This is a genomic window from Streptomyces sp. TRD_SC_5, assembly GCF_056836825.1.
Window position 1 is genome coordinate 2924217 of sequence record NZ_JBWZZS010000001.1, and the last position, 15508, is coordinate 2939724.

Here is a 15508-nt window from a genome sequence, read left to right on the forward strand (position 1 = left end):
TTCCGGACGACTCGACCTCCGTCAGGAGGTCGGGCCGCCGAAGATGTCGATACGGTCGCCCTCGGCGAGGGTCACGATGGCGCGCTTCGTGTCGGAGCGCTTGCCGAAGCCGGTCTTGGTGCGCTTGCGCTTGCCCTGCCGGTTGATCGTGTTGACCCCGGTGACCTTGACCCCGAAGACCGCCTGAACGGCCTGCTTGATCTGGGTCTTGTTGGAGCCGGGCGCGACGATGAACGTGTACTTGTTCTCGTCGAGCAGCGCGTAGCTCTTCTCGGACACAACCGGCTTGACGAGTACGTCACGCGGGTCCGTGAAGGTCTTGCTGGTTACGGTCGCCTCAGCCATCAGACGTCGCTCCCTTCGGTCTCATCGGCCTTGGTGGGGCCAGACACGAAAGACTCGAAAGCAGCCTTGGTGAAGACCACGTCGTCAGAGACGAGCACGTCGTACGTGTTCAGCTGGCCCGGCTCCAGGAGGTGCACCTGGGGCAGGTTGCGGGCGGAGAGCCACGCGGCCTCGTCCGAACGCTCGGCGACCAGGAGCACGTGCTTGCGCTCGCTGACCTTGCCCAGCAGGTTCTTCGCGGCCTTCGTGGACACAACCGCACCCTCGACCACGTCGGAGACGACGTGGATACGAGCGTTGCGGGCCCGGTCGGTCAGGGCGCCACGCAGAGCGGCGGCCTTCATCTTCTTGGGCGTGCGCTGCGAGTAGTCACGCGGCTGCGGGCCGTGAACGACGCCACCGCCTGCGAACTGCGGGGCGCGGGTCGAACCCTGACGGGCGCGGCCGGTGCCCTTCTGGCGGTAGGGCTTCCTGCCGCCACCACGGACTTCGCCGCGACGCTTGGTCTTGTGCGTGCCCTGACGGGCAGCGGCCAGCTGTGCGACAACGACCTGGTGGATCAGCGGAATGCTGACCTTGGCATCGAAGATCTCCGCGGGGAGTTCGACGGTACCGGCCTTGTCGCCTGCCGGCGTAAGGATGTCAATGGTGCTCATCGGTTCCTCAAACCCCCTTGGCCGCGGTACGGACCAGGACGAGGCCACCGTTGGGGCCGGGGACGGCGCCCTTGATGAGCAGCAGACCCTTCTCGGCGTCAACGGCGTGGACGGTCAGGTTCTGGGTGGTGACCCGCTCGTTGCCCATACGACCCGCCATGCGCATGCCCTTGAAGACACGGCCGGGGGTGGCACAGCCACCGATGGAACCAGGCTTGCGGTGCACGCGGTGGGCACCGTGCGAAGCCTTGCCACCGGCGAAGTTGTGACGCTTCATGACACCGGCGAAGCCCTTGCCCTTGCTCTTGCCCGTGACGTCAACCTTGACGCCGGACTCGAACACCTCGGCAGTGATCTCCTGGCCGAGCGTGTACTCGCTGGCGTCGGAGGTACGGAGCTCCACCAGGTGGCGGCGCGGGGTCACGTCGGCCTTGGCGAAGTGGCCCTTGAGGGGCTTGTTCACCTTGCGAGGGTCGATCTCGCCGAAGGCGATCTGGACCGACTCGTAGCCGTCGGAGTCATTCGTGCGGACCTGGGTCACGACATTAGGCCCGGCCTTGACGACGGTCACCGGGACAACCCGGTTGTTCTCGTCCCAGACCTGGGTCATGCCGAGCTTCTCGCCCAGGATTCCCTTAATCTGCTTAGCCATCTCCGCGCCCCTCAGAGCTTGATCTCGATGTCAACGCCGGCCGGAAGGTCCAGGCGCATCAGCGAGTCAACGGTCTTGGGGGTCGGGTCGAGGATGTCGATGAGGCGCTTGTGCGTGCGCATCTCGAAGTGCTCGCGAGAATCCTTGTACTTGTGCGGCGACTTGATGACGCAGTACACGTTCTTCTCTGTGGGCAGCGGCACCGGGCCTGCGACCGACGCACCAGTGCGAGTCACCGTCTCGACGATCTTCTTCGCCGAAGAGTCGATGACCTCGTGGTCGTAGGCCTTGAGCCGGATGCGGATCTTCTGTCCCGCCATGGCTACCTAGTAGTCCTGTTCTCTCGTAACGCTCTGGGACCCGGGGGCTGTCTTTGCCAGCACTGCTCTTCTCCGACCCACGCGGTCGGGCGTGTCGCATCCTCGCCAGTAAGAAATCCCGAAGGTTTTCCCTGCTGTAGGGGATGCGGTCCGCGACCGCAAGCCGGGGGAGAACGCCCACCGGGTGCCTGGCTTCAGCCCCGCTGACACTTCCCGAAAGATTCCCGTACGTCCGCTCCAGCGCTGCCCAGAGGGCAGTTGGGGCGACGAGTACTGTGGGACTCGCTTCCGGTCCTCCCGACGGGAGGCGCGCAGCATCGGCACTCAACCGAGCAACCCCGACAGTCTGCCATACGGGGCACAGCCCACGCCAATCGGGCGCAGAAGATTACCCCGTGCGTGACGTAGGTCAAACCCAGGGCTACACCCGGGCGCGCCGCACCGCCCACCACCCGTGCTCTCGAACGCCACGACGCACGGCCTCGTACGAGGCGGGACTTCCGTCTCACGCTCACCATCACGGCCGCCGACACGCTCCGTATCGAGGTGACCGACGCACGCGGTGACCGGTTGCCCACGATTCAGGCGTCCGGCGACGGGGCCGGTGCCCTGCAAGACGGTGTGGGCCGAGACGGGCCTCTGAACCGGGTCGCGGGCTGTCGCGACCCGGTGAGCCGCGTCGTGGGGCCGCACGACGTCTGAAAACATTCAATCCCCGGGAGCAAAAGACCCCTCCCAACCCCACCTACCTCCCGTCACTCACACGGGTGGTCTCCGCCAACTGGGCTGGCGTCCATGCCTGTTGGCTGGCATATGCTCGCCGCGACAACCCCAGACATGCGACGGCCCCCGGCCGGGACGGCCATCCCGAACGAGGGCCTGACCAACGAGGAAGCGAACCCCTTCCCGATGGATGTTCAGCACCTTAGCGCGCGCTCGCGCGCCTCGTCCGGTGTTCGCCGGGCCGCCGTCCGTTCCGGCGTCGTACACGCCAACACCCGGCACACCAGCCGCTACACCGTCGTCGGCAATCACCTCAGCCAGCACCGTGAGCTGACCCTCGTCGCGATCGGACTCGCCGTACACATCCAGTCACTGCCCGCCGGGGCCCGTATCGGCATCAAGTTCCTCGCGGCGCGGTTCCCGGAGAGCGAGGCCCGTATCGCCTCCGCGCTGCGCGAGCTGGAGGCTTGCGGGTACTTGGAACGTTCGCGGGAGCGGCTGCCCAATGGGCGCATCGTCACCCGTACGGTGTCCTGCAACCAGCCGGGGGCACGACCCGCCGCCGCTGCCCCGCCACGGGCCCGGCGGCCGAAGGCGCCCCGGCCCGCGCCCGTCGACGTACCGGCGGGGCAGGAAGTCACGGCGTACCCCTGGCCGGAGCTCGTCGACGTACCACCGGAGCAGGAACCGGCTCCCGAGCCCGACACGGACTCCGCCCCCGCGCCGCACCGCGCCCCGCCGCCGCCACTCCCCGTGCCCCTCACCCAGGACCCGGTACGCGACCAGGCCGCCCGCGACCTCCTCGCCGGGCTGCGCCGGGACGACCCGCGCCTGACGCTCGCCGAGCGGGACGTGCACCGGCTGGCTCCCGGCGTCGCCACCTGGCTGGAGCTCAACACCGCGCCCGAGGCGGTGCAGCAGGCGCTGCGCGCCAACCTCCCGGAGCAGCTGGCCAGCCCGGCGGGGCTGATCGCGCACCGGCTGACCGCGCTGCTGCCGGGCCCGCTCCCGGCCGAGCCCGTCGTCGTACGGCCGGATCCCTTCCAGGACTGCGAGGGCTGCGACCGCCCGTTCCGGGCGCCGGAGCCGGGGCGCTGCCGCGACTGCCGCACAGGCATGACGGGGGCTGCCTAGCATGAGGGTGAACTGACCAGCGGGAGATTCGAGATCACCAAGGAAGACGGAGCAGCTGCCCCGCTACCCGAAGGGACCAGCGCCCTCACCGCTCACAGCCGGTTGGCGCGCCGGCGTCGCTTGATTACGACGTAGCCCACGGTCAGAGCGGCGGCGACGGCCGTCAGACCGAGGCCGAGTGCGGTCTCGGCATTACTGCTGCCGCCTTCGACGGTGCTTCCGGTGCCGCCCCTGACCCCAAGACTCGGGGACACGGTGGGCTGAACGGGTGCCGCTGTGGTGGCTGGAGCGGTGGCGGTGGTGGCCGGGGCCACGGGCGGCGCTGTGGTCGTGGTGGTAACCGTGGCCGTGGCCGGCGGCGGGGGCACAGCCGTGGCTGTGCCGATTTCACCCCTGCTGGGCAGCGCCTCGCAGGCCATCCGGTCGTCGTCCCCCGGGTCCTCGTCCAGCCGGTACGGGTCGCTGGGGTCCCGGTCGAACTCCGCCTGCGCCTCCTCCTGGAAGGTGAAGTCGCTGCAGTCGAGGTCGGGCTGCGCATGCGCGACGCCGGACAACGGGGCGGAGGCGGCGGCAGCCAGCACCAGGGCCGCTGCGGCAGTGCGAAGGTTCATTTCTCGAACGTAAGCAGGGTGATCATTCCCTGCCACTCGACCGCGATCACGACACCGGTGAACCGGGTTGCCCGGCCGGGCAACCCCGACGTCCCGACAGCCGTCTAGACCAGCGCGGCCCGGACCAGGGGGTGGGTCGCCGCCTTCAGTGATCGACGGGGTGCACGCGCGGCGCGAGAAACGCCCGTTGCGGGGGAAGCGGACGGAGCGCGGGTCTTGGGGAGCATGAACGAAGGCGGCCGCGTGCCCGGACGCTCTGGAGAGGGTGGGCTCGGGGCCGGCCCCGGCAGGCGCGTCGTGATCACCTCGGCCGCCGCCGTCACCGCCGGGCTGGCCGTCTCCTCCTGCTCGGTCCCCGCTCCCCGCCGCAAGGGCCCCGCGCCCGACCCCCTGCCGGGCAAGCGCATATCCAGCCCCCGGCACGCACTGCTGATGCAGATACTCGCGCACCCGGACGACGACCTGTACTTCATGAACCCGGACACCCGGCAGACGCTGGACTCCGGCGTCCCCCTGGTCTGCGTGTACGTCACGGCCGGCGAGGCCAACGGCGTCAACCGGATACCGGGCGCGGGACCGCAGCCGGCCGACCGGACGGCGTACTCCTCCGCTCGCCATCAGGGACTGCGTCAGGCGTACGCCGTCCTCCTGGGGCTCCCCCGGTTCACCAAGTGGCAGAAGTCCGTCACCACCCTGCGCGGGGACCACCGCGCCGAGCTCAACACACTCGTGAACGGCGGCCGCCGGGTCGAGCTGATCTTCCTCAACCTGGCCATGCACACCACATGGGGGCGGATGGGCCTGCCCAGCCTCTGGGAAGCGCGCGGCCTGTCACTGCGCACCGTCGTGGCCGACGACTCGCCGCTGCAGAAGGCCGGCTCGTACGACTACGACGGGCTCATCGACGTACTCGCGGGGCTGATGGAGCAGTACCGGCCCACGGTCGTGCAGACCCTCGATCCCGACCCCGACATCCAGCACAGCGACGAGGCCACCCGTCGCCGCGACAGCGAGCAGCCCGGGTACTCGGACCACGCGGATCACACCGCCGTCGCCTCCTTCGCCTGGGCCGCGATGATCCGACGGATCGCCGAGGCCACCGAGGGCGGCGGTGAGGTGCCGGGCTTCGTCGCCACGGCGTACCGCGGCTACTACAACCGGCACTGGCCGAAGAACCTCCCCGCGCAGGTGGTCCGGGAGAAGGCCGCGCACCTCGTTCCGTACGGCGGCGCTCCCGACTGGGAGTGCGGGAACCCGGCGGGCTGCGGCGACTACAACGTCGGTGGCGACCGCCCCCTCACCAACCGCAAGGGCTGGGTCCGCTCCACGCACTACCGCTACCCCGGCGCCCGCCCGGTCGTCGCCACCGGCCCCGACGGGCGGCTGACGGCGTACGGCGTGCTGGGTCTGCGCGTCGTGCGCCGGCGCGAGACGGCGCCCGGCAGCGCCGTGTGGGGCGCGCCGGACGACCTCGGCGGCGGGCCACTCGCGCCCGCGCTCGGCGCGGCCACGCTCGCGGACGGCCGGCAGTTGCTCTTCGGCCTGCGCTTCTCCGCGCTCGCCGGTCATGGCGCGGCCAATACGCGCGAGATCGTACTGCTCGAACAGCGCGCACCCGGCGGTCGGTTCGGCGCCTGGACCGGTCTCGGCAATCCGGAGAAGCGCCACGACCGGGGCCGCCGCATCGGCTCCCCCGTCGCGGTGACGGCCCCCGACGGCCGAGTCCACCTCTTCGTACGGAACGCGGACAAGGGCATCAGTACGCGCGTCCGCAGCGCGGCCGGCCGCTGGAACGCCTGGCGCGACCTCGGCGGCGGCGAGATCCAGGACGGCCTGGCCACGGCGGTGGACGGCGACGGCCGCGTCCATGTCTTCGCCGCCGGCCACGAGACCGTGCACCACTGGACGCAGGGCACCCCGGGCCGCCCGATGGCCCCCGGCCCGGCCACGGGCCTGCCCACTCCGGGCGGCTCCCCCACCGCGTTCGCCGCACCCGACGGCGGCATAGACCTGGTCTACCGACGCCCGGCCACCGCCCGCCTGACGACCGCACGGGTGGGCGGCAGCAGCCCGGTACGGCTGCGCTTCCACGGTTACGGCGCGGTGGGCGCCGCGTCGGCACCGGCGGGCCCGGTCCTCCTGGGCCGGGACCGGAAGGGCCAGGTGCAGCTGCTGGCGGAGGGCCGCCTGATACGCCGCAAGGACGCCGTCTCAGCCCTGGAGGGCCCCACTCTCCACCTCGGCCCGAAGGGCCCGGTAGTGGTCGGCCTGGGCCCGGACGCGACACCGTGGCTCTGGCGCCCCTAGGAGGGCTGCCACGCACGACAGAAGGGCCCCCGCACCGCCGCGAACGACGGAGCAGGGGCCCTTCTTGGTGCTCGTTCAGGAGCAACCAGGTCAAGCCGGCAAATTACTTGCTGATCTTGGTGACCTGGCCGGCGCCCACGGTCCGGCCACCCTCACGGATGGCGAACTTCAGGCCCTCCTCCATGGCGACCGGCTGAATCAGCGAGACCGTCATGATGGTGTTGTCGCCCGGCATGACCATCTCGGTGCCCTCGGGGAGGGTAACGACGCCGGTCACGTCAGTCGTACGGAAGTAGAACTGCGGGCGGTAGTTGTTGAAGAAGGGGGTGTGACGACCACCCTCGTCCTTCGACAGGATGTAGGCCTGGGCCTCGAACTCGGTGTGCGGCGTAACCGAACCGGGCTTGATGATGACCTGGCCGCGCTCGACGTCCTCGCGCTTGATGCCACGGAGGAGCAGACCGACGTTCTCACCGGCCTGGCCCTCGTCGAGCAGCTTGCGGAACATCTCGATGCCGGTGACCGTGGTGGTGGTCTTCTCGGTCTTGATACCGACGATGTCGACGGTCTCGTTGACCTTGAGGATGCCACGCTCGATACGGCCGGTGACGACCGTGCCACGACCGGTGATCGTGAAGACGTCCTCGATCGGCATCAGGAACGGCTTGTCGACGTCGCGCTCGGGCTGCGGGATCGACTCGTCGACGGCCTTCATCAGGTCGAGGACGGTCTGGCCCCACTCCTTGTCGCCCTCGAGCGCCTTGAGCGCCGAGACCTTGACGACCGGGAGGTCGTCGCCCGGGAACTCGTACTCGGAGAGGAGCTCACGAACCTCGAGCTCGACGAGCTCCAGGATCTCCTCGTCGTCCACCATGTCGGCCTTGTTGAGGGCGACGACGATGTACGGCACGCCTACCTGGCGGGCCAGGAGCACGTGCTCCTTGGTCTGCGGCATCGGGCCGTCGGTGGCCGCGACCACGAGGATGGCGCCGTCCATCTGCGCCGCACCCGTGATCATGTTCTTGATGTAGTCCGCGTGACCGGGGCAGTCGACGTGCGCGTAGTGACGCGACTCCGTCTGGTACTCGACGTGCGCGATCGAGATCGTGATACCGCGCTGGCGCTCCTCGGGAGCCTTGTCGATCTGGTCGAAGGCCGAGGCCTCGTTCAGGTCGGGGAACGCGTCGTGCAGCACCTTGGTAATCGCCGCGGTCAGCGTCGTCTTACCGTGGTCAATGTGACCAATGGTGCCGATGTTGACGTGCGGCTTAGTCCGCTCGAACTTTGCCTTCGCCACTGGGTCCTCCTGCGGAGTGGTTCTGTACGCCTTGCTTCATCGGCGCCAGGTGATCTTTGCTGGGATGCCGACCGCCGGGGGTTTCCCATACGGGTCGCGGGGGAAAGCCCCCGGCGGTCGGGTCAAGCCTAAAGCGTCAACTCGGGGGAGTTACTCGCCCTTGGCCTTCGCGATGATCTCCTCGGCGACGTTCCGCGGAACCTCGGCGTAGGAGTCGAACTGCATCGAGTAGCTTGCGCGACCCGAGGTCTTGCTGCGGAGGTCTCCGACGTAGCCGAACATCTCCGAGAGAGGCACGAGGCCCTTCACGACGCGAGCGCCGCTGCGCTCCTCCATGGCCTGAATCTGGCCACGGCGGGAGTTGAGGTCGCCGATGACTTCGCCCATGTAGTCCTCGGGCGTGGTGACCTCGACGGCCATCATCGGCTCGAGGAGTACGGGAGATGCCTTGCGGGCACCTTCCTTGAACGCCTGCGAACCGGCGATCTTGAAGGCGAGCTCCGAGGAGTCGACCTCGTGGTAACCACCGTCGAGAAGGGTGACGCGGACGCCCACCATCTCGTAGCCGGCCAGGATGCCGAACTGCATGGCTTCCTGCGCGCCCGCGTCCACCGACGGGATGTACTCCCTGGGGATGCGGCCACCGGTGACCTTGTTGACGAACTCGTACGAGGCGTCGCCACCCTCGATGGGCTCAAGGGCGATCTGCACCTTCGCGAACTGGCCGGTACCACCAGTCTGCTTCTTGTGCGTGTAGTCGATACGCTCGACGGTCTTGCGAATCGTCTCGCGGTAAGCGACCTGGGGCTTGCCGACATTCGCCTCGACGCGGAATTCGCGCTTCATGCGGTCGACGAGCACCTCGAGGTGAAGCTCGCCCATACCACCGATGATGGTCTGGCCGGTCTCCTCGTCCGAGTGCACCTGGAAGGAGGGGTCCTCCTCCGCGAGCCGCTGGATGGCAACACCCAGCCGCTCCTGGTCACCCTTGGACTTGGGCTCGATCGCGACCTGAATGACCGGCGCCGGGAAGTCCATGGACTCCAGGATCACCGGGTTCTTGTCGTCGCACAGCGTCTCACCGGTGGTGGTCTGCTTCAGACCCATGACGGCGACGATGTCACCGGCACCCACCGAGGGGATCTCCTCACGCTTGTTCGCGTGCATGCGGTAGATCTTGCCGATGCGCTCCTTCTTGCCCTTCACCGAGTTCAGCACCGCGGTGCCGGCCTCGAGGCGACCGGAGTAGATCCGGACGAAGGTGAGCTTGCCCAGGTGCGGGTCGCTCGCGATCTTGAAGGCAAGGCCGGAGAACGGCTCCTCGTCCGACGGCTGACGCTTGACGACCTTCTCCGGGTCCTTGACGTCGTGGCCCTCAATGGCCTCGACGTCCAGGGGAGACGGCAGGTAGCGAACAACGGCGTCGAGCAGGGGCTGGACGCCCTTGTTCTTGAACGCGGTACCGCAGAACACCGGGGAGACGGTGACGGAGTCGGCACTGCCCTTGGAGGCCAGAGTGATACGACGGATGGCGGCGTACAGCTGCTCCTCGGTCGGCTCCTGGCCGTCGAGGTACATCTCCATCATCTCGTCGTCGTGCTCGGAAACAGCCTCGAGGAGCTTGCCGCGCCACTCGTCGGCAGCCTCGACGTGCGTCGCCGGGATGTCGACGATGTCGTACGCCTCGCCCTTGGCCGCCTCGGCGGACCAGACGAAGGCCTTCATCGTCACGAGGTCGACAACACCCTGGAAGTCGGCCTCGGCGCCGATCGGCAGTTGCATGACCAGCGGAACCGCACCGAGGCGGTCGACGATCATGTCGACGCAGCGGTGGAACTCGGCGCCGGTACGGTCGAGCTTGTTGACGAAGCAGATACGCGGCACGCCGTAGCGGTCCGCCTGACGCCAGACAGTCTCGGACTGGGGCTCGACGCCCGCCACACCGTCGAACACGGTGACGGCACCGTCGAGGACGCGGAGCGAACGCTCCACCTCGACGGTGAAGTCGACGTGACCGGGGGTGTCAATGATGTTGATCGTGTGATCAACTTCATTGAGCGGCCAGTGGCAGGTCGTCGCGGCAGACGTGATCGTGATGCCGCGCTCCTGCTCCTGCTCCATCCAGTCCATCGTGGCTGCGCCGTCGTGGACTTCACCGATCTTGTAAGACACACCGGTGTAGAAGAGGATCCGCTCGGTGGTGGTCGTCTTGCCCGCGTCGATGTGGGCCATGATCCCAATGTTGCGGACCTTGGCCAGGTCAAGCGAAGTGGTGGCCATAAGGCTCAATCTTCTCTCGGTCTCGAGGTGGGTAGCGACTACCAGCGGTAGTGCGCGAAGGCCTTGTTGGACTCGGCCATCTTGTGGGTGTCCTCACGCTTCTTGACGGCAGCGCCAAGACCGTTGGAGGCGTCGAGCAGCTCGTTCATGAGGCGCTCGGTCATGGTCTTCTCGCGGCGGGCGCGGGAGTAACCCACGACCCAGCGCAGCGCGAGGGTGGCCGCACGACCGGGCTTGACCTCGATCGGCACCTGGTACGTCGCGCCACCGACACGGCGGGACTTGACCTCGAGCGAGGGCTTGACGTTCTCAAGCGCGCGCTTCAGCGTGATGACCGGGTCGTTGCCGGTCTTCTCGCGGAGGCCTTCCATGGCGCCGTACACAATGCGCTCGGCGGTGGAACGCTTGCCGTCAAGCAGAAGCTTGTTGATAAGCGACGTGACAAGAGGAGAGCTGTAGACCGGGTCAATGATGACCGGGCGCTTCGGGGCGGGGCCCTTACGAGGCATTCTTACTTCTCCTTCTTGGCGCCGTAGCGGCTGCGGGCCTGCTTGCGGTTCTTGACACCCTGGGTGTCGAGCGAACCGCGGATGATCTTGTAGCGAACACCCGGCAGGTCCTTCACACGGCCACCACGCACGAGCACAATGGAGTGCTCCTGCAGGTTGTGTCCCTCACCCGGGATGTAAGCAGTAACTTCGATCCCGCTGGTCAGACGCACACGCGCGACCTTACGCAGGGCCGAGTTCGGCTTCTTCGGGGTGGTCGTGAACACTCGCGTGCAGACGCCGCGACGCTGAGGGGAACCCTCAAGTGCGGGCGTCTTGTTCTTCTCGACCTTGTCCTGTCGGCCCTTGCGGACCAGCTGCTGGATCGTAGGCACTACTTCTCCGGTTTCTGTGTGCCGATCACTGTGAAACTAACCTGGAACACCTCCGACCCACGCGGTCGGGTGTGTCGAACACTGGAAGCCCCCACCGAAGCGGAGAAGTCGCAGATTGCGGCGTGTTTTCTTCCTGGCTCCCCGAGCGGACATAAGCACGCGCGCGGCAGCCGGGACACACCCCAGGCACAAGGTCTGACTGTACCTACCTCATCGACTCCGGTCAAAACAAATGCCGTGCACCCCAACACGCCGGACTTCCTGGGGGCGCCGGCCACGCCGAACGCGGCCACAACGCCGAAGGGCGGCCACCCCGTGGGGTGACCGCCCTTCGTCAGACATGCGCCTTACTGGTTGTACGGACCGTAGTCGTAGTCCTCCAGCGGAACGGCCTGGCCGGAGCCGGTACCGAACGGCGAGTAGTCGATGTCGTCGTAGCCGACGGCCGAGTACATCGCGGCCTTGGCCTCCTCGGTGGGCTCCACCCGGATGTTGCGGTAGCGGGACAGACCCGTACCGGCCGGGATGAGCTTACCGATGATGACGTTCTCCTTGAGGCCGATCAGGGAGTCGGACTTGGCGTTGATCGCCGCGTCCGTCAGAACCCTGGTCGTCTCCTGGAAGGACGCCGCCGACAGCCACGACTCGGTCGCCAGCGAGGCCTTGGTGATACCCATCAGCTGCGGACGGCCGGAGGCCGGGTGGCCGCCTTCCGTGACCACACGACGGTTCTCGCCCTCGAAGCGGCCGCGCTCGACGAGCTCGCCCGGAAGCAGCTCGGCGTCGCCCGACTCGATGATCGTCACGCGGCGGAGCATCTGCCGGATGATGATCTCGATGTGCTTGTCGTGGATCGACACACCCTGGCTGTTGTAGACCTTCTGGACTTCGCCGACCAGGTGGACCTGGACCGCGCGCTGACCAAGGATGCGAAGCACGTCGTGCGGGTTGGTGGCACCCACGGTGAGCTTCTGGCCCACCTCGACGTGGTCGCCCTCGCCCACGAGCAGACGGGCACGCTTCGAGATCGGGAACGCCGTCTCGTCGCTGCCGTCGTCCGGGGTGACGACGAGCTTCTTGGTCTTCTCGGTCTCCTCGATACGGATGCGGCCTGCCGCCTCCGAGATCGGGGCGACACCCTTGGGCGTACGAGCCTCGAAGAGCTCGACGACACGGGGCAGACCCTGGGTGATGTCGTCACCGGCCACACCACCGGTGTGGAAGGTACGCATCGTCAGCTGGGTACCGGGCTCACCGATGGACTGGGCGGCGATGATGCCGACCGCCTCACCGATGTCGACCAGCTTGCCGGTGGCGAGCGAGCGTCCGTAGCAGAAGGCACAGGTGCCGACCGCGGACTCGCAGGTCAGGACCGAGCGGGTCTTGACCTCCTCGACGCCGTGCATGAGCAGCTGGTCGATGAGCACGTCACCGAGGTCGACGTTCGCCGGCGCGATGACCTTGCCGTCGATGACGACGTCCTCGGCGAGCATGCGTGCGTACACGCTGGTCTCGACATCGTCCGTCTTGCGCAGGACACCGTCGGCGCCCTTGGCAGCGATCTTCAGCTTGAGGCCGCGGTCGGTGCCACAGTCCTCCTCGCGGATGATCACGTCCTGCGAGACGTCCACCAGACGACGGGTCAGGTAACCCGAGTCGGCGGTACGCAGGGCGGTGTCGGCCAGACCCTTACGGGCACCGTGGGTGGAGATGAAGTACTCCAGCACGGACAGACCCTCACGGAACGACGCCTTGATGGGGCGGGGAATCGTCTCGTTCTTGGCGTTCGACACCAGACCACGCATACCGGCGATCTGACGCATCTGCATCATGTTTCCTCGGGCACCCGAGTCAACCATCATGAAGATGGGGTTCGTCTTGGGGAAGTTCGCGTTCATCGCCTCGGCAACCTCATTGGTCGCCTTGGTCCAGATCGCGATGAGCTCCTGAGTGCGCTCTTCCTTGGTGATGAGACCGCGCTCGTACTGCTTCTGGACCTTCTCGTCCAGCGCCTCGTAGCCCTTGACGATGGCCTTCTTGGCCTCGGGCACGACGACGTCGGAGATGGCCACGGTGACGCCCGAACGGGTCGCCCAGTGGAAGCCGGCCGCCTTCAGGTTGTCGAGCGTCGCCGCCACGATCACCTTGGGGTAGCGCTCCGCCAGGTCGTTGACGATCTCGGAGAGCTGCTTCTTGCCCACCGAGTAGTCGACGAACGGGTAGTCCTCGGGCAGCAGCTCGTTGAAGAGCGCGCGGCCCAGCGTCGTACGAAGACGGAAGCTGTCGCCCTGCTGGAACTCCTGCTCGCCCTCCTCGGCGACCGGCGGCACCCAGCCACGCGGCGGGATGGTGCCCACCGGGAAGCGGATGTCGACCTTGGCCTGGAGCGAGAGCTCGCGGTTGTCGAACGCCATGGTCGCCTCGGCGGTCGAGCCGAAGCTGCGGCCCTCACCGATGACCTTGCGCTCTTCCTCGTCGGTCGTGAGGAAGAAGAGACCGAGAACCATGTCCTGGGTCGGCATGGTGACGGGACGACCGTCGGCCGGCTTCAGGATGTTGTTCGAGGACAGCATCAGGATGCGGGCCTCGGCCTGCGCCTCCGCGGAGAGCGGCAGGTGCACGGCCATCTGGTCACCGTCGAAGTCCGCGTTGAACGCGGTGCAGACGAGCGGGTGGATCTGGATGGCCTTGCCCTCGACCAGCTGCGGCTCGAAGGCCTGGATGCCGAGGCGGTGCAGCGTCGGCGCACGGTTCAGCAGAACCGGGTGCTCGGCGATGACCTCTTCCAGTACGTCGTACACGACCGTGCGGCCGCGCTCGACCATGCGCTTCGCCGACTTGATGTTCTGCGCGTGGTTGAGATCGACCAGGCGCTTCATCACGAACGGCTTGAAGAGCTCCAGCGCCATGGCCTTGGGCAGACCACACTGGTGCAGCTTCAGCTGCGGGCCGACGACGATCACGGAACGCGCGGAGTAGTCCACACGCTTACCGAGAAGGTTCTGACGGAATCGACCCTGCTTGCCCTTGAGCATGTCGCTCAGGGACTTCAGCGGGCGGTTACCGGGACCGGTGACCGGACGGCCACGACGACCGTTGTCGAACAGCGCGTCGACGGCCTCCTGAAGCATGCGCTTCTCGTTGTTCACGATGATCTCGGGAGCACCGAGGTCAAGGAGACGCTTCAGACGGTTGTTGCGGTTGATCACGCGGCGGTACAGGTCGTTCAGGTCGGAGGTCGCGAAGCGGCCACCGTCCAGCTGCACCATCGGACGCAGGTCCGGCGGGATGACCGGCACGCAGTCCAGAACCATGCCCTTGGGGCTGTTGCTGGTCTGCAGGAACGCGGAGACGACCTTGAGGCGCTTGAGCGCACGGGTCTTCTTCTGGCCCTTGCCGGTACGGATGATCTCGCGAAGCCGCTCGGCCTCTTCGTCGAGGTCGAAGGACTCCAGGCGCTTCTGCAGAGCAGCGGCGCCCATCGAGCCGTCGAAGTACGTACCGAAGCGGTCGCGCAGTTCGCGGTAGAGCAGCTCGTCGCCCTCGAGGTCCTGGACCTTGAGGTTCTTGAAGCGGCTCCACACCTCGTCGAGACGGTCGATCTCGCGCTGCGCACGGTCGCGCAGCTGCTTCATCTCACGCTCGGCACCTTCGCGCACCTTGCGGCGTACGTCGGCCTTGGCGCCCTCGGCCTCGAGCTCGGCCAGGTCGGTCTCGAGCTTCTTGGCGCGGGCTTCGAGGTCGGAGTCGCGACGGTTCTCGACCTGCTGACGCTCTACGGAGACGTGTGCCTCCAGCGACGGCAGGTCACGCGTGCGGCGCTCCTCGTCCACGAACGTGATCATGTACGCGGCGAAGTAGATGACCTTCTCGAGGTCCTTCGGCGCGAGGTCCAGCAGGTAGCCAAGGCGCGACGGGACGCCCTTGAAGTACCAGATGTGGGTGACGGGTGCGGCCAGCTCAATGTGGCCCATCCGCTCACGACGCACCTTGGCGCGAGTGACCTCGACGCCGCAGCGCTCGCAGATGATGCCCTTGAAGCGGACACGCTTGTACTTACCGCAGTAGCACTCCCAGTCCCGGGTCGGGCCGAAGATCTTCTCGCAGAAGAGTCCGTCCTTCTCGGGCTTGAGCGTGCGGTAGTTGATGGTCTCCGGCTTCTTCACTTCGCCGTGCGACCAGGTCCGGATGTCGTCCGCGGTGGCGAGGCCGATCCGCAGCTCGTCGAAGAAGTTGACGTCGAGCACTTGTCGTCAATCCCTCTTTCGGGGTCGAGAGTCAATCATGGTCTGAACGGGTC

12 protein-coding genes are annotated in these 15508 nt (G+C 67.3%); 2 read left to right on the plus strand and 10 right to left on the minus strand.

Features of this window, described 5'->3' with window-relative positions:
* Positions 1 to 21: 21 nt before the first annotated feature.
* Genes rplW through rpsJ form a run of 4 tightly spaced genes read right to left on the minus strand, consistent with a single transcriptional unit; the run spans position 22 to position 1973 of the window.
* Complete coding sequence (rplW, locus tag AC1P0E_RS13480; protein ID WP_138894197.1) at positions 22 to 345, minus strand: 50S ribosomal protein L23; 324 nt, start codon at positions 343 to 345, stop codon at positions 22 to 24.
* Positions 345 to 1001, minus strand: coding sequence for a 50S ribosomal protein L4 (rplD, locus tag AC1P0E_RS13485; protein WP_274561382.1), 657 nt, complete (start codon positions 999 to 1001; stop codon positions 345 to 347). The genes rplW and rplD overlap by 1 nt, the downstream gene beginning before the upstream one ends.
* Positions 1002 to 1008: 7 nt before the next feature.
* Positions 1009 to 1653 (minus strand): 50S ribosomal protein L3, encoded by a 645-nt coding sequence (rplC, locus tag AC1P0E_RS13490; RefSeq protein WP_028812377.1) that lies wholly within the window; start codon positions 1651 to 1653, stop codon positions 1009 to 1011.
* An 11-nt stretch (positions 1654 to 1664) separates the two neighbouring features.
* Positions 1665 to 1973: a 30S ribosomal protein S10 gene (rpsJ, locus tag AC1P0E_RS13495; protein WP_003948644.1), complete on the minus strand. Its 309-nt coding sequence runs from the start codon at positions 1971 to 1973 to the stop codon at positions 1665 to 1667.
* A gap of 837 nt (positions 1974 to 2810) precedes the next feature.
* On the opposite strand from rpsJ, the gene AC1P0E_RS13500 reads away from it, so the two are divergent.
* On the plus strand, positions 2811 to 3830 hold the full coding sequence (locus AC1P0E_RS13500; protein WP_482742408.1) for a helix-turn-helix domain-containing protein: 1020 nt from the start codon (positions 2811 to 2813) through the stop codon (positions 3828 to 3830).
* Between the two features lie 92 nt (positions 3831 to 3922).
* On the opposite strand, the gene AC1P0E_RS13505 is transcribed toward AC1P0E_RS13500, so the two are convergent.
* Positions 3923 to 4441, minus strand: coding sequence for an excalibur calcium-binding protein (locus tag AC1P0E_RS13505; protein WP_482742409.1), 519 nt, complete (start codon positions 4439 to 4441; stop codon positions 3923 to 3925).
* A gap of 225 nt (positions 4442 to 4666) precedes the next feature.
* Here AC1P0E_RS13505 and AC1P0E_RS13510 point away from each other — a divergent pair, with 225 nt between their 5' ends.
* Complete coding sequence (locus AC1P0E_RS13510) at positions 4667 to 6748, plus strand: PIG-L family deacetylase (protein WP_482745747.1); 2082 nt, start codon at positions 4667 to 4669, stop codon at positions 6746 to 6748.
* Positions 6749 to 6851: 103 nt separating this feature from the next.
* On the opposite strand, the gene tuf is transcribed toward AC1P0E_RS13510, so the two are convergent.
* The 5 genes from tuf to AC1P0E_RS13535 all read right to left on the minus strand — a co-directional run bounded on the left by tuf (position 6852) and on the right by AC1P0E_RS13535 (position 15455).
* Positions 6852 to 8045: an elongation factor Tu gene (gene tuf / locus AC1P0E_RS13515; protein WP_482742410.1), complete on the minus strand. Its 1194-nt coding sequence runs from the start codon at positions 8043 to 8045 to the stop codon at positions 6852 to 6854.
* Positions 8046 to 8195: 150 nt separating this feature from the next.
* Entirely contained in the window at positions 8196 to 10325 is a 2130-nt protein-coding gene (gene fusA / locus AC1P0E_RS13520) for an elongation factor G (protein ID WP_482742411.1), read from the minus strand.
* 38 nt (positions 10326 to 10363) lie between these two features.
* Entirely contained in the window at positions 10364 to 10834 is a 471-nt protein-coding gene (gene rpsG / locus AC1P0E_RS13525; RefSeq protein ID WP_482742412.1) for a 30S ribosomal protein S7, read from the minus strand.
* 2 nt (positions 10835 to 10836) lie between these two features.
* Positions 10837 to 11208, minus strand: a complete 372-nt coding sequence (gene rpsL, locus AC1P0E_RS13530) for a 30S ribosomal protein S12 (protein WP_003948652.1) — start codon at positions 11206 to 11208, stop codon at positions 10837 to 10839.
* 347 nt (positions 11209 to 11555) lie between these two features.
* Positions 11556 to 15455: a DNA-directed RNA polymerase subunit beta' gene (locus AC1P0E_RS13535; RefSeq protein WP_482742413.1), complete on the minus strand. Its 3900-nt coding sequence runs from the start codon at positions 15453 to 15455 to the stop codon at positions 11556 to 11558.
* Between the last annotated feature and the right edge of the window lie 53 nt (positions 15456 to 15508).

Bases quoted from the DNA above. Each gene is read 5' to 3' on its own strand.
- rpsJ (WP_003948644.1), bottom strand. From the start codon at position 1,973: ATGGCGGGACAGAAGATCCGCATCCGGCTCAAGGCCTACGACCACGAG.
- AC1P0E_RS13505 (WP_482742409.1), bottom strand. From the start codon at position 4,441: ATGAACCTTCGCACTGCCGCAGCGGCCCTGGTGCTGGCTGCCGCCGCC.
- rplD (WP_274561382.1), bottom strand. From the start codon at position 1,001: ATGAGCACCATTGACATCCTTACGCCGGCAGGCGACAAGGCCGGTACC.
- rpsG (WP_482742412.1), bottom strand. From the start codon at position 10,834: ATGCCTCGTAAGGGCCCCGCCCCGAAGCGCCCGGTCATCATTGACCCG.
- AC1P0E_RS13510 (WP_482745747.1), top strand. From the start codon at position 4,667: ATGAACGAAGGCGGCCGCGTGCCCGGACGCTCTGGAGAGGGTGGGCTC.
- rplC (WP_028812377.1), bottom strand. From the start codon at position 1,653: ATGGCTAAGCAGATTAAGGGAATCCTGGGCGAGAAGCTCGGCATGACC.
- fusA (WP_482742411.1), bottom strand. From the start codon at position 10,325: ATGGCCACCACTTCGCTTGACCTGGCCAAGGTCCGCAACATTGGGATC.
- AC1P0E_RS13500 (WP_482742408.1), top strand. From the start codon at position 2,811: ATGCGACGGCCCCCGGCCGGGACGGCCATCCCGAACGAGGGCCTGACC.
- rplW (WP_138894197.1), bottom strand. From the start codon at position 345: ATGGCTGAGGCGACCGTAACCAGCAAGACCTTCACGGACCCGCGTGAC.